Source organism: Paenibacillus guangzhouensis (genome assembly GCF_009363075.1).
GTDB classification, from domain to species: Bacteria; Bacillota; Bacilli; order Paenibacillales; family Paenibacillaceae; genus Paenibacillus_K; species Paenibacillus_K guangzhouensis.
Map to the genome: position 1 here is coordinate 5,502,148 of NZ_CP045293.1, position 14,305 is coordinate 5,516,452.

Below are 14,305 nucleotides of genomic sequence, written 5' to 3' on the forward strand. Positions count from 1 at the left end.
TCCGTATTATGATTCTCTATCAAGCAACATCTCGCTTAACGAATAAAGGATACGAAATTAAATGCATGATCGCGAGATGAAGTCCAATGAACACCAAGGAATATCCAAGCGTTACCCCATCAACAGAAGGATCCCCATATAGGTACGACGTAAGGTCCGTATGAGAGAAGATGAAGTATTTCGTCCAGGCCCAGCCATCCATTGCGATCGCGATGATGAATCCGGTAAGCGAGGTGAGCAGGGAAATTACAATGGAAAAGGTTGTGCTCCGAAAAGCGGCAGAAGTCATGAAAGCGAGCGTTGTTGCAATCAGCAAGAACGGAATATCTAGCACATACGTTGCTAGTAGTGCCTGCAGCATTGGAACTTCACCTACGGCATGACCCTTCACATAGAAATAGCTATCCGCTAATCCATCAAAGCCGAATATGAAGCCTCCAAGGAGTACGGACACGAGTATGCCGGCTGCGGATAACAGCAGTCCAAACAGGATTGTGGCGATGTACTTGGACATATAGATCTTGGTTCGACTCGCCGATCGGGTCAACAGCAGCTTAATCGTGCCGGATACGAATTCGGCGGCGACAATCTCGCCTGCAATCAAGATGGAGATGAGGGATGCCGCAAAAATAATATTTCGCGCCTGGTTCACAGCAAAACTCCATGCATTGGTGTTAGGCGGAATGTTTTGCTGGAGATAATATTGATTCAACACGATATGTTTCTCGGCCTGTTTGATTTCAATCTCCAACGGGTCCGGTTTGGTAGCCTCCTGGCGAAACCTATCATTGTCTTGTTCGAGCTGAGTCCTCCAGTTCTCGTGTGTAGCACCGCCTCCGGTCGTTTTTAAATTCACGATTTGTAGTAAGACGTACACTAGGACGATTGCAACCATCACCCACGTACGCTTCCGTTTATAGATCTTCATATTCTCGTTGCGAATGAATGGAATCAATGTTCTTCTCCTCCCGTTATTTCCATGAACTTCTCTTCCAGCGTCTTCTGGATCGCGTGGACGCCATATACATTAATTCCAGCACCCATTAGCTCCCGACTAATGTCAGGGATTTGCGTCTTGGCGATGACGATTTGGATATGTCGTTGATCGGTCGTGATGACATCACCGGACAGGATTGATTGCAGGATCTGCACCGCTAAATCCGGTCGGTCGACCTCGAAACGGACTTGAGTTCGTTCATCATCTGCCATATCCGATATTTTGTGAATGCCAACCAGCTTCCCTTGCTGTAGAATCGCAACGCGGTCGCACATCATCTCCATTTCGGACATCAGGTGGCTGGAGATCATAATGCCCACTTCTTCGTTTTGAGCCAGATGCTTCAAATGACGTCTCAGCTCGCGAATCCCAGCCGGGTCAAGACCGTTGGTCGGCTCGTCGAGCACGAGCAGGGAAGGCTTGTGAACGAGAACGACAGCAAGACCTAAGCGCTGCCGCATGCCTAGGGAGTAGGTGGCGACCTTATCGTTGATACTGTGCTCTAATCCAACGAGGGCAACGACTTCCCGGATTCTTGCGTCTGTCACGCCTGGCGTCATACGGGAGAAGTGAATCAGATTATCATATCCGGATAAATATTTGTACAAATCGGGGTTCTCCACGATCACACCTACATGCCTCATGGCTTGCTCAAAATGTGCATGAGCGTCTGTACCGTCAATTCGTACGTGGCCGCCCGACTTGGACATGAGGCCGACGATCATTCGAATCGTCGTCGTTTTCCCTGCTCCGTTGGGACCGAGGAGTCCTAGGATTTCTCCCTTTTCCATGTCCAGCGTCAGTTGATCGACAATGGTCTTGTTTCCAATTTTTTTCGTAAGATTACGAATTTGCAGTAGCGACAATGCAACCACTCCTTTAATTAGCAAATCGAATGAGATATAATTTTCCGTATTCTGGTGGATTTATCTCAGCCACCAACAAACTACCAGAACTGCTGTCATAAAGCCGAGTTACAAGGCGTCATAACCTGATATGACAAGGGAAATCGGGCATGTTCAGGCAGTTTATTGATCATTTCAATCGATTGAACGGAGTTGTACATATGCGTTTATGGATGAAAGACCGGTGGTCTTGGCAGGATTGGGCGATGCTAGCGATTCGTATGCTGTGGGTCGTCGCAGTCATTATTTTGATGTATCAGGATCAGCCTTCCTTTCCATTTTGGATGGTATTTGTTCCTCTTTTGCTGTGTCATCTTGTTCCTTTTATATTCGTGAAGGGCCACTACTATCTATATCTGACCGTTGAGTGCTTGCTCGCTGGCGGTGTATCCTTATATCTTGCTTACGATTTTGGATTGATAAGATTGTTCCCGCCGGCTCTCTTCACGATCGCTTTCTATAGCCGGGGGCGAGCCCACTGGTGCTCGCTGCCTGTCGCCGTGACACTGTTCGTGCTGAGCGCGGGAGATTCCGTTAGCTCATCGTTGTCACACCCAGTCGTGTGGCAGAGCTTACTGGATGCGTTTATTTTCTATGGCGTAAGCTATGCGCTGCAAAAAGGAGCCATAGCGATCCATACCATCAAGCATAAGCTTGTGCTGATCAGAGAGCAGTATGTGATTCTGGAGCAGTATTCTTCACAAATCGAGAAAATGACGCTGCTGGAGGAACGTTATCGGATGGCCCGCGAGCTGCATGATACAATGGGCCATACGTTTACTTCCATGATTCTTGGAATGGAGACATTGAAGTCCCATATTCATTCGAATGAAGGGGAAGTTAAGCTGCAGCGTATGCTCAAGCTGGCAAGAACGGGGTTAGACGATATTCGCCGTCAAGTGCATCAGATGGATCCGATCGAGGAGGCACTGCCGTTAGATCGATCGCTGCTTCAGATCATGGATGAGTTTAAGACGAACACAGGGATCCGGGTTGTATTTCGCACAATGGGCGAGCCATATCCTGTGGTGAAGCAGGGCAAGCTGGCGCTTCATCGCTGTCTGCAGGAGGCGCTAACCAACTCCAGCCGCCATGGGCAGGCGAGCACGATTCAAGTCCTTCTTCAATATGATCCTGCGCAGTTGATGCTGCAGGTACAGGATAATGGTAAGGGTACGGATAGCCTTCAGTATGGATTCGGTCTGACAGGTATGAAGGAACGACTGGCCTCAATGCAAGGCAAGCTCTATATCCATTCGCAGGCTGATGCCGGCACGGTGATGGCCTGTACGTTGCCGAACACGTCTCATGACAGTGGACAAAGCATCAAGATTTTGTTGGTGGATGATCAACCGTTGGTCCGCGAAAGTCTGAGATTGTTGTTGGGAGAAGAACGGGATTTTGAAGTGACGGTCGTTGGAGACGGCAAGCAAGCCATCCAGCAATGTGGGAAGGATCGTCCCGACATTGTATTAATGGACATTAACATGCCCGAGATGGACGGGATTGAGGCTACCAAGTCTTTGAAAGAGAAATGGCCGGACATTCGGATCATCATGATCACAACAATCGAGGATGTCACCTTAGCGGCTGAAGCGCTTCGTATAGGAGCGGAAGGCTACCTGCTGAAATCGATACATCCTAAGGAATTAGCCGCAACGGTTCGGCTTGTATATGGCGGGGGGACCATGATTTCGCAGGACATGGCCTATCAATTGTTTCAATTTCATAAGGGGGATCAGGCACCGAATCCATACGAGCTGACTGAACGGGAGATCGATGTTCTACGGTGCTTGACGGAAGGGCTTCGTAACAAGGAAATTGCGCAAAATTTGCATTTGTCAGAAGGTACGATACGCAATTATATCTCATCTATCTATCTAAAATTGCAAGTAAATGGCCGTGAAGAGGCAGTAGAGAAGGCAAAACTGGAGTGTCTGATTCATCGGAATCCGGTAGGTTCGTCCCGGTAACCGGACGTTAGACGCATTGTTCCAGAAGTATGATGGAGAGTAAAATAATAGGAACATGCGAATCGGGGCAATCAGCCGGTGAAGGATAAGGAAAGGCGGGAGACGATGAACTCACGACAGGAAGAAGCGCTGGAAGAGATGAAGGCGGCGATTTATGAATGGTTCGATGAGCAGGAGAAACGAAAGGACGTGGAGGACGCGGTCAAGCGTACCACACTGCAAATAGGCATCTTTAACGACATGGAGTTAGATTACAGGCCGGGTAGGACGATCGTGGATAGCTCAGGCTTTGGAGGGAACGATGCAGGGCGTAAGTCGATGAAGGCGTCACCTTTTACGCGGGAGCAGGTCTTGCACGAGGTACAGCCGCGGCTTGTGGATATCGTCAAGGAGAGGCTGAACAAGCTGAAGACGCAGGTCTTGATCGACTACCGGTTCACCTTACAGGGATCCTTCGCAACGACAGACGGACCTGTAAAATTAACGGTGCTTGACGTCGTATATGAAGAGAAAAAGCAGCAGCTGTTGGAGCGGGTTGCTTCTTATATCGAGAATAAGCTGGAGAAGGGGGTCTATCCGACCAAGCCGCTGGAAACCTTCTTCCTGACGCGCCATATGTTGGATCCGAATTTGTTCCCCGTGCCGGACGTCGGAAGAACGATTGCTTTATTTGACCGAATTCAGGAGCTGAACAAAGAACGCACGCAAGCGCTGAGGGAGCATCGAGGCGATATCATTCGGGCTTTGAAGCACTGGGCAGAGGATATATTCCTGCCGCGCTATTATGATGTCACCCGTTCCGAATACAGAACCAATGAATATACCATCAAGCCGGATGCGGTATTAACGCATGTGGATGAGCCGAACCAGCCGATCGACCTGCTGTTGTACGGCGCGGTGATGATCCTTCGTTACGAGCCGAACTACAGCAAAGATAAGGGCAAGACGTTCTTGGAGCTTGCGAAGCAGCTTGGCAGCGGCAGAGCAGGGCGCATGCTGAAGGAAGGAAGCGACAGCTTCGCGCCGGAAGACGTGCATTTGCGCGACGAGTTGGTGGAGTGCAAGGCCAACGATGTATTCTCCACGATGACAATAGTGATCCGCCAAGAGGAAGCAGGAGCGTACGAGCGAGCGATTGTATTCATACTCTCTTTGTTACGGAAGGGTTTCCCGAAGAGCTACAAAATCAAACTAAAATCCAGCATGAGAGAAGCATTGCCTATCAAAGGGCTGGCAAAATCGGATACGCATCGTTTTTTCGCGAATGCGCTAGCTTATACAGAACTGCATCCGTTGCTCGAGGAGTACGCTCGCGAGGCGATGGAACAATTCGAATGGTACGAGGATACCGAAAGTGAGAAGAGCGTCATGCCGGGCAGTTATGCCGTATTCGGGCTGGGGCTCACGGACGAGCGGTATTTCCCGCTAGTCGAAGCTTACATGGCGCTTGTGGATGAGGAGCATCAGCTGATGCAGGACAAGTTCACGACTGTTTTCGCCGAGACCCATGGCATAACCGAACGCTCGGTGTCCGCCTTGGTCGCTTGTCTGCGCTGCTCCCATGATTCACTGAAGCTGAAGATCCAGCCAGAGCTGGAGAATGAGGACAAGCTGGCGCTGCTGGTGCAGCATGTCGAGGATTTGCCGGATTACGAGGCGGAGCGGGTGCTGTACCCGATCTGGGGCAAGACGGAGAAGCTGGCTGCCTCGGCCCGCAAGGCGCAGGAACCGCGCAAGGAGCTGTTGCTTCGATTGCTCAAGGCGGCAGGACAAGAGATATAACAGGTAACGGCGTCTCTTATTGTGATTTTTTCTGTGATACAATAGTCAAAAATGATAAAAATTGGAAACTATTAAAGTGTGGGGAGAGGGGATGGAACTGATGTATGAGCAATTGAAGGACAAACTGAGTAAGGAAAACTACCTGAAATGGTTTCCTGGCCATGGAGCGGAAGAGCAATGGATTGCGGAAGTGGAAGAGGAGTTAGGGCTCAGCTTGCCTCCGTCTTACCGCTGGTGGTTAAAGCATTATGGCAATGCTCAATTGCACGGCGCGTATATTCTCGCGGTCGGTTCTCCGGAACATCGCGAATATGACGACAGCGACATGCTCTACATCCATCGGTTGAACCTGGCAGAGGATTGGTGGGTCAGCCAGTTCCCTCACCGAATCGACTTGTTCGTTCCGGATGGCGACGAGCTTTATTTCTTTGATACGTCTATCAGAGACGAGCAGGGCGAATTCCCGGTCATGCGTTATGATCTCATGAATGATATGATCGATCTATATGCTCCGTCGTTCGCGGCGTTTCTGGAACGGTTGATCGACGAGACGAATTAAGATGTGCAGAGCAGAGCCGACACTCGCTATCGATAAGCAAATGTCGGCTCTCCGGCCTACAAAGCCCAGTGTTTACTTGTATTTCTCTAACTCCGCATTCAACCTGGCATTTTCTTTTACCAACTCCGCGTTTTCAGCCCACAATCTTTGCGCTTCTGCGACATCCTTGCTAGATACCCAGCCGGATAGATCGTCTCTTCTTGCATACCCAGGCAGTTGATCACGAATCACCATTCTAATGTGTTGTTCATTATCAGCATGATAGGTAGGCACTTCTTCGAACACGGATTGCTTAAATGCTTGGAACTCTTGATAGTACCGCGTTTCGGTAAAATCGAATGTCTTCTGCCTCAATGCTTCATCCGTGACGGCAAAGGCAAATCGAGGCTTGCCGATTTCTCCAGCATAATCATATTCCCAATGCGTATAGCTCTTCGAGTCATCCGGAATTAAGGTGCCGTACAGCCCACCGAGAATGAGGATGTAGACATCGCTTTCATTGATCCACCGTTTAATCGTCTCCATGTTATGTCTGTCCTTGTAGACTAGCTCTACGCCAGCAGGGATGTGGCCGGCTCTCAGGATAGCTTCTACGGCGGTTTGACGTTCCATGATCAGGTCAGAGAACGTCGACGATATGTAAACTTGCAATTTTTTTCTCATAGGTCACCTACATGCATTAAAATTAATATAAATCATAGCGTCAGCTTACTTTATATGTCAATCGTGCTAAAGTCTTACCATTCTAGCGAATTGCCGCCCATTCCAGGCTAGCGCCGTTCCCCGGACAGGTGTCTAGGCATAGGAATAAGCAAATAGGAACACTAACCCACGAGCGAGGATGGTGGACATTTCGATGGTACAACACCGGAAAAAGACAGGCACGCAATTGACCGGCAGGATCGTGGTACCGGGCAGCCCGTCATACAATAGGGCCAGAATGGAGTTCAACAGACGGTTTGACAAATTCCCGCGCGTCATCGTCTTCTGCAGACGGACGCAGGATGTGATCAACGCCGTCAAATGGGCCAGAGAGCGAGGTGTGCGGCTGCGAGCGCGCAGCGGACGGCACAGCTACGAGGGCTTCTCGTCCGTCAATGGCGGGATCATTATCGATGTCAGCGAGATGAATAAGGTGAAGGTGGATCGCAAGAAGATGGTGGCCCAGGTGCAGACGGGTAATCCGCTTGCCCGTGTCTACCGGAAGCTGTGGAATAAGCGCGTAGCCCTTCCGGCAGGGACCGCGCCCGATGTGGGAGTCGGCGGGCTGACGTTAGGCGGAGGAATTGGACTTTTATCGCGCAAATATGGGCTCACCTGCGACAACCTGAAGCAAGTGAAGATGGTCGTCGCTTCCGGACGCTATGGAGCGAAGACGATTATCGCGAATAAGAAGCGGCATAGTGATCTGCTCTGGGCATCGCGAGGTGGTGGGGGAGGCAACTTCGGCATTGCGACCTCGTATACGTTCCGGGTACGACCGATCTCCACGGTCTCCATCTACAGCATTACCTGGAAATGGCGCGATCTGGAGAAGGTGTTCCCGACTTGGCAGCGATGGGCGCCTTCCGTCACGAACCGCTTAACCTCAACCATTGAGGTAGCGGCCAAGCAGGTGGGAACGATCGTATCGACGGGGCAGTTGCTTGGCGGTGCTAAGGAGCTGCGAAGACTCATCCAGCCTTTGCTGCAGGCAGGAACGCCGGTGAAGGTGATGGTGCGGACCGTGCCGTTTATCGAAGCGACCAAGTTTTTTGCCGCATCGGACTTGAATCTAGAGCCGAAGTTCAAAATTACTGGAGCTTATGGGTTTAAGCCTTTGCCTCGCGAAGGTGTACAGATCATCCGTGATTTCCTGTCCAAAGCGCCTAACAGGCATTCTACCGTGTGGTGTCAAAGCTTAGGTGGTGCAGGAAGCGCGGTGAGTCAGGTATCCCCGACGGCAACGGCTTATCCTCATCGGAAGGCAGAGACGATTTATGAGCTGTCGGCACGGTGGCGGAACGATGGCGAGCAGCAGCGAAATATTCGTTGGGTAGAGAGATTCCGTAGAGCGCTGCGACCTTTTGTCGTCGGGGATTACGTGAACTTCCCCGATTTGAAGATCAAAAACTGGCCTAAGGCATATTATAGCGTGAACTTTCCAAGGCTGACGCGGGTCAAGCGGAAATACGATCCCCACAACGTGTTTCGTTTTGCCCAGAGTATCCCGGTGAAGTAATCAGCGATCGCTCTCCATGAAGGATGAGCGATCGCTTGTTTTCGGTTCGCTAAAATGAATGATACGATGAACGTATATGTTATAATATAAATTTTGTAAATACTTGATGTGTTGCCTAGGCCTACACCAGAAACTTGAATTAAAAGATAGGAAGGGAAAATCAATGAATGACAGAGTTGTGATGCCAATCTGGATGTTTGGCGTATTTATTGTAATTATGAACACGACTATGTTTAACGTGTCGATCCCTAGCATCATTGCGGATTTTCATATCACAGCTGATCTAGGGTCGTGGATTATATCAAGCTACTCCATTGGATATGCCTTATCAACGATGATATATAGCCGTTTGTCCGATAGTGTTCCAATGCGGAAGTTGCTGTTGGTTGGTCTGACAATTCTGGGCGTATCCTCGGTATTCGGTATCTTCGCGCACGACTTTAAATTTCTGCTAGCCGTTCGTATTCTACAATCGGCAGGTGCGGGAACAATGGCAGGTCTGGGATTGGTAATGGCGAGCCGTTATATCCCTTATGAACGGCGGGGAAGAGCGATTGCCATGATCTCGACAGGCAGTGCGATGGCTTTTGGATTCGGTCCTATCATTGGAGGCGTCCTCAGTGAGTATTTCGGATTTAACGGGTTGTTTGCTGTCACCTGCTTGATTCTATTGGTGCTTCCCTTCTTGATGCGGTTGCTTCCAAAGGAAGAACCAAAGCCATTACAATTCGATGTTCTCGGAGCAGCATTAACGATTGTCAACGTAGGAGCATTATTGATCGCTATCATGCAACGCTCCTTATTCTGGTTGGCCGGTAGTCTTCTCTCGATTGTGGTACATCTATGGCATCTGAGAAGAGTAAAGAATGAGACATTTATCAATCCGGAACTTTTCACTAGAAAAGATTACCGGAAACTTACGGCGGTCGGCTTCTGCGTTTTGGTGTTGAACTTGGGCAATCTGTTCCTCATGCCGCTTGCCCTAGCCAATTTGAGTGGTGAGTCGGAGATCGCCATCGGGTTGATTATTGCGCCGGGGGCGTTGTTATCGGCAGTTTTAACCCGTTTTGTGGGAAGGTGGATTGACCGCTACGGAAATATCAGATTTTTGCTTATTGGTCACAGCATTTTAGCCATTGTACTGGCTGTGTTTTCTTTTGCTGTACAAGTCTCGCCTCTCGTAATTCTTTGTGGGTACTTATGTTTCTCGCCCTCGTTCTCGGCTACCCTATCTTCGTTAAATAATGAAACGACCCGCATTTTGCCGAAGCGATTAATCGGCTCGGGTATGGGATTGATGCAGCTGATTCAATTTTTTGGAGGGTCGGTCTCCGTTGCAGTATTCGGAATGATTCTAGCCATGCAAAAGAGCATCCCGCTCGGTTTGGCTTACGAGAATGTATACCGTATTTTGCTTGCGGTATGCCTGCTCTCCCTAGTCATCGTGGTATGGTACACACAAACAGCAAGCAAACCAGAGTATCAGTCTTAACGAAGTCGTCGGTCATTGGAGCGATTCAAATCACATTAAATGACACACCATCACCCCAATGCGGATGATGGTGTTTTAATTTCGGAGGAATAGCGAAGAAGTTAGGCGTTTTCTATGCCATGTTTGTTGGCAATACGCTCGTTTTGGTTGGGCTGGCCCTTTCCCTTGGTAATCAAGTCCCGCAGGCTGCCGTTTATGTAGGTGCCCCAGGAGTCCGAGCAGACGGGGTAGCATTCGTACGTGGGAGTAAGTCCTACGTGTGTAAAGCGAACTTCAGTTTTGTCGTCCTTCTTGGCGATTTCAAAGACAATGTCGGTATCCGTCCACTCGCTCATGTCCTTTACGAAGCTAAAGTAGTTGTCTGTAATGTGCCAGGCAACCTGTCGCCCTGGAACAAGTTCGGTGATTCTGATACTACAGCGGTGAATGTCTTGGTAGTGGTACTTAAATTCACCGAGTTCGTCGGTCTTGCCCTCGATTTCTTCTGACCACCACCCGCGGACGTTGTTGATGGCGGTGAAGACTTCATCGGGGCTCTGGTCTACCTCAAAGGAAATGCTGTAATTTTGATTCATGAATGCACTCCTCCAGCTATTTTTTGATTACCACAATGAGTATAAAACACGTACTTGCAAAACGCAAGTACAATGACGCAATCAAAGTAAACTTGCAAAATGCAAGTACAGTTAGTATACTTATGCTCATGAAAAAGCGAACATCTACAGTTTGTCCAATCGTATACGCCCTCGACATTTGGGGCGATCCATGGAGTCTGGTCATACTTCGTGACGTCCTCATCCATAACAAGCGGCATTACCGCGAGTTTCTCGCTTCACGCGAGCACATCTCGACTAATATTCTAAGCGCACGGCTTCAGTCACTCGTTGAAGTAGGTCTGCTCGTCAAGATAGACGGCGAATCTAATCGCGCACAAACGATGTACCGACCAACACAAAAGGCACTTGATCTTTTCCCGATCGTGTTTGCCATCATGCACTGGGGACTTAAATACAACCCAAATACCGATATGAGTATTCCGATCATGCAAGAACTAATAACAAATGAAAAAGAGCTGGAGCAGCGCTTGTTGCGAAATTTCGACGATATTACGTAATCGTTTTTGATGGATAAGACAAAAGTGCCCTCGGTAACATTTGAGGGCACTTTTTCGTGTGTTCTTTCATTTTGTATTGAAAGCTCCACGTAGAATCCGTGGCTAGTCATTATCGCAGCATCCTTCATCTTCATTTAGGTGCCCGGCTCGCTCGATTTTGGTCTTCAAGTATTTTTCGTTGTATTCGGAGACATCTCCCCACAGCTGCACCCGACCCTCAACATCCAAACCTGCCTTTCGGAGCGCATCTAATTTTCTTGGGTTGTTTGTGATCAGCGTAACCGGCTTAGTCCGCAGTGCCTTCAAAGCCTTTATTGCATCGCCATAATTACGCGCATCATCAGCAAAACCAAGTTGAAGATTGGCATCGACGGTATCATATCCGTTTTCCTGAAGAATATAGGCAAGCGCTTTACTAAAGAGTCCGATGCCTCTTCCTTCGTGGTTTGCCAGATAAAATAACGCGCCATGACCATGCTCGGCAATATGCTTCAAGGACTGTCTGAGTTGATATCCGCAGTCACATCGCTTGCTGCCGAATATATCCCCGGTATGACAGATAGAATGAAATCGGATTAAGGCATGATCCGCGTTATGAAAGTCCCCATGGACGAGGATGCTCGATTGCTGAAATTCGGCTAAATTAACAGAAGATAACTTGGCAATGATACGCTCAAAGTCTTCCGTCACTTCGTCGCAATGAAGCCAGCAGTACCACTTGAACTGGGCGGTTTCCCCATTTAAGTTAATCGGGAGTTTAATGGGACCGACAAGATAGATTGCGCCTTCATCGGATTTGATCAGTTGTATTTTATCTTGTAGAAGCGAAATCACATGAGGATCAAAATTATATACGGCAGGCATGGGACATCTCCTTTTAATATCCGAGTTGAAAATTCCGGCAAATGTTGTTGTCAATCTCATTATGCGCAAAAGATGCCATACTATGTGGGATTTTCGACCATCCTACGATTCCATGTTACAAAAAAGCCGTTTTCCTAAGTTGGAAAACGGCTTTAACTTTTGAATGCTTAAAGATTATGGCCAAACGGGATTACTTTAAATCAACGGGTTGTTGTTGTGTAACGCAATGAATCATGCCACCATCTTTGTACAATTCTCTTACATCAATGCCGATAACCTTACGATCAGGGTATAGTTTCTGGATGCGGTCGTTTGCTATTTTGTCATTCGAATCATGATAGTTGGGCACGAGCACAACGGTATTTCCAATGTAATAGTTGATATAGGAGCCCTTGTAGCCCAAATCTTTTCCGCTCTCCAGCACGACATTGTTTTTAGTTATTGGCAGATACGCATATTGATAAGGCTTGCCAGAGGCATTCTTGGCGTTCATTAACGTGCGTATATCCTTAGGGGAGACGCCCCAGTCCTCCAAATCCTCTTCTTTCATGGTAACAAGCGTGGACTTATCATGAAATTTAGCAAAGCCATCGATATGGAAATCCGTAATGTCCAAGCCTGGCACTCCGTCTAACCAAATAAAATTCGTAACACCAAGATTTTCTTCTATGACTTCCTCAATGTCTGCTTCGGATAACTTAGGATTTCGATTCTTATTCGTAACGCTACTACGTGTCGATAAAAATGTACCCTGACCATCTAACTCAAATGCGCCGCCTTCAAGTACGACATCATTGAGATCGATGCGTTCCATACCTAGCTGTTTGCTTAGTTTGTTCCCAATGGAGGCATCTTTTTTATATGGTGTTTTCTTGCCCCAACCGTTGAATCCCCAGTCCATGAGCTTCAGATTTTTATCTTTGTCATATACAAAAATAGGCGCGGTATCTCTTGCCCATACATCGTCTGTAGGGACAATATAGAAGTCGATTTTGTCCATGTTGAGGCCCTCATCGTACAGAAGATCATAAATATATTCTTTTTCGTACTGATCGTAGGCGATGATATGAACGTTTTCTCCTTCACTTAAGGCACTTGTCATCTCGATCCAGATGTCTTCTAGATTTTCTTTATGGCCCTTTCCATAGGTAAAGTTATGGGGCCATTGCAGCCAAGTCCCTTCATGCTGGCTTCTTTCATCGGGCATTGTGTATATGCCTACGTTTTGTTTCATGGTTTGACCCTCACCGGCTTTCAGTTGCGTACACCCTAATAGAATCCCCGCTGTTAATAAAACCCCCGTGCACAATACAATCATCTTATTCATGTTCTAATCTCCTTATGTTCTAATCGCTTGCTCTTGAAGTAGAATAAGCTTTGACATTGTGTCAAGGTCAAGCCATTATGATCTTGCTTCGTTGATGACGGGAAAGCAGACTTGTGTCACATACTCCTCCACAGGGCAGTCGCATTCCGAACCTTTCAAGTAGGTTTCATAAGGGGGTCCATGCAAGATGTAACAGTTGCTGTCTATCCATTCTTCCAGCGCCAGATGCGCGTATCCGATATCGTCATAACTTCCAATATGCAAGGTTGTAGCAACAAACTCTTGGGGGAGTGTTTTGATTTCCCAATCACATGACGTTTCTTCGCCATGTCGCTGCACGATCGGGATCATCAATTCGATATCGCTATGATCTGGGGTATATTCTTCATCGAAAAAAATAGCAGACGGAGTACCAAGTAAGTGAATAAGACGCTTTTCTGCTTGTTCGTATAAGGAGTCAATATACTCGTCCATGTGATCGATATTCATCTGCACTCTTTGACTTAGGACATGGATCTCGTTCCTCATTCCGAGCAGGATATCATAAGATCTTCTTTCTCCCGGAGTCAAATCCACCTTGTGATCGATCATCTCTTGCATTTCGGCAATAATCTGTTTGTATTGATTCATCTCATGTGATAATTCACGGATTTTCGAGTGCATCAATCCAGTAACCGATTCCAAGTCTGATGTCTGAAGGATCGTTCTAATTTCCGGCAGGGAGAATCGATATTCTCTCAGTTTCTTGATTCGCAATGCCGTCTCTAATTGACTCTTCCCATAATATCTATACCCGTTCGTAGTATCTACATGTTCTGGTTTTAAAAGTTCTTCCTTGTCGTAGTGTCGTAACATGCGTGCGCTCATTTTGCACAGCTGAGAAAATCTGCTGATCGTGTACATCGTTCTCTTCCTTCGTATGGATTTCAGTATAATCATATTCGAATATGGACGACTCGTACAATTGTCTGCCAATAATTGATAGGTGTATGTGGTGATACTTTCCTATATCTCGATGAAAATGAAAATAGCCCCCCCGCACGCTGTCGGCGTACGAAGAGGGTTATTGGA

At 47.8% G+C, this 14,305-nt stretch carries 13 protein-coding genes; 6 read left to right on the forward strand and 7 right to left on the reverse strand.

The features are described from left to right. Positions 1–19: 19 nt before the first annotated feature. Positions 20–955, reverse strand: coding sequence for an ABC transporter permease (locus tag GCU39_RS24830; RefSeq protein ID WP_152395909.1), 936 nt, complete (start codon positions 953–955; stop codon positions 20–22). Beyond that, positions 952–1,863, reverse strand: a complete 912-nt coding sequence (locus GCU39_RS24835) for an ABC transporter ATP-binding protein (RefSeq protein WP_152395910.1) — start codon at positions 1,861–1,863, stop codon at positions 952–954. Before GCU39_RS24835 ends, GCU39_RS24830 begins: the two co-directional genes overlap by 4 nt. Before the next feature lie 200 nt (positions 1,864–2,063). Between GCU39_RS24835 and GCU39_RS24840 the strand changes: the two genes are divergently transcribed. From GCU39_RS24840 to GCU39_RS24850, 3 genes are all read left to right on the forward strand, one after another. Then, positions 2,064–3,875, forward strand: coding sequence for a helix-turn-helix transcriptional regulator (locus tag GCU39_RS24840; RefSeq protein WP_152395911.1), 1,812 nt, complete (start codon positions 2,064–2,066; stop codon positions 3,873–3,875). A 105-nt stretch (positions 3,876–3,980) separates the two neighbouring features. Next, on the forward strand, positions 3,981–5,657 hold the full coding sequence (locus GCU39_RS24845) for a DUF6138 family protein (RefSeq protein ID WP_152395912.1): 1,677 nt from the start codon (positions 3,981–3,983) through the stop codon (positions 5,655–5,657). Positions 5,658–5,748: 91 nt separating this feature from the next. Further along, the gene (locus tag GCU39_RS24850; protein ID WP_321575607.1) at positions 5,749–6,216 is read left to right on the forward strand and encodes an SMI1/KNR4 family protein; all 468 of its coding nucleotides are present in this window, start codon (positions 5,749–5,751) and stop codon (positions 6,214–6,216) included. A 72-nt stretch (positions 6,217–6,288) separates the two neighbouring features. Here GCU39_RS24850 and GCU39_RS24855 read toward each other — a convergent pair whose 3' ends face one another. Further along, positions 6,289–6,879: a DUF4062 domain-containing protein gene (locus GCU39_RS24855; protein ID WP_152395913.1), complete on the reverse strand. Its 591-nt coding sequence runs from the start codon at positions 6,877–6,879 to the stop codon at positions 6,289–6,291. Positions 6,880–7,072: 193 nt separating this feature from the next. Here GCU39_RS24855 and GCU39_RS24860 point away from each other — a divergent pair, with 193 nt between their 5' ends. Next, complete coding sequence (locus tag GCU39_RS24860; protein ID WP_152395914.1) at positions 7,073–8,437, forward strand: FAD-binding oxidoreductase; 1,365 nt, start codon at positions 7,073–7,075, stop codon at positions 8,435–8,437. Between the two features lie 163 nt (positions 8,438–8,600). Further along, on the forward strand, positions 8,601–9,929 hold the full coding sequence (locus GCU39_RS24865; RefSeq protein WP_152395915.1) for an MFS transporter: 1,329 nt from the start codon (positions 8,601–8,603) through the stop codon (positions 9,927–9,929). Between the two features lie 101 nt (positions 9,930–10,030). On the opposite strand, the gene GCU39_RS24870 is transcribed toward GCU39_RS24865, so the two are convergent. Then, positions 10,031–10,504, reverse strand: coding sequence for an SRPBCC family protein (locus GCU39_RS24870; protein WP_152395916.1), 474 nt, complete (start codon positions 10,502–10,504; stop codon positions 10,031–10,033). 128 nt (positions 10,505–10,632) lie between these two features. On the opposite strand from GCU39_RS24870, the gene GCU39_RS24875 reads away from it, so the two are divergent. After that, positions 10,633–11,043, forward strand: coding sequence for a winged helix-turn-helix transcriptional regulator (locus tag GCU39_RS24875; RefSeq protein ID WP_193726617.1), 411 nt, complete (start codon positions 10,633–10,635; stop codon positions 11,041–11,043). A gap of 102 nt (positions 11,044–11,145) precedes the next feature. On the opposite strand, the gene GCU39_RS24880 is transcribed toward GCU39_RS24875, so the two are convergent. From GCU39_RS24880 to GCU39_RS24890, 3 genes are all read right to left on the reverse strand, one after another. Beyond that, the gene (locus GCU39_RS24880) at positions 11,146–11,907 is read right to left on the reverse strand and encodes a GTP cyclohydrolase II (RefSeq protein WP_152395918.1); all 762 of its coding nucleotides are present in this window, start codon (positions 11,905–11,907) and stop codon (positions 11,146–11,148) included. A gap of 190 nt (positions 11,908–12,097) precedes the next feature. Next, positions 12,098–13,234 (reverse strand): agmatine deiminase family protein, encoded by a 1,137-nt coding sequence (locus GCU39_RS24885; RefSeq protein WP_152395919.1) that lies wholly within the window; start codon positions 13,232–13,234, stop codon positions 12,098–12,100. A gap of 75 nt (positions 13,235–13,309) precedes the next feature. After that, positions 13,310–14,137, reverse strand: a complete 828-nt coding sequence (locus GCU39_RS24890; RefSeq protein ID WP_152395920.1) for a MerR family transcriptional regulator — start codon at positions 14,135–14,137, stop codon at positions 13,310–13,312. Between the last annotated feature and the right edge of the window lie 168 nt (positions 14,138–14,305).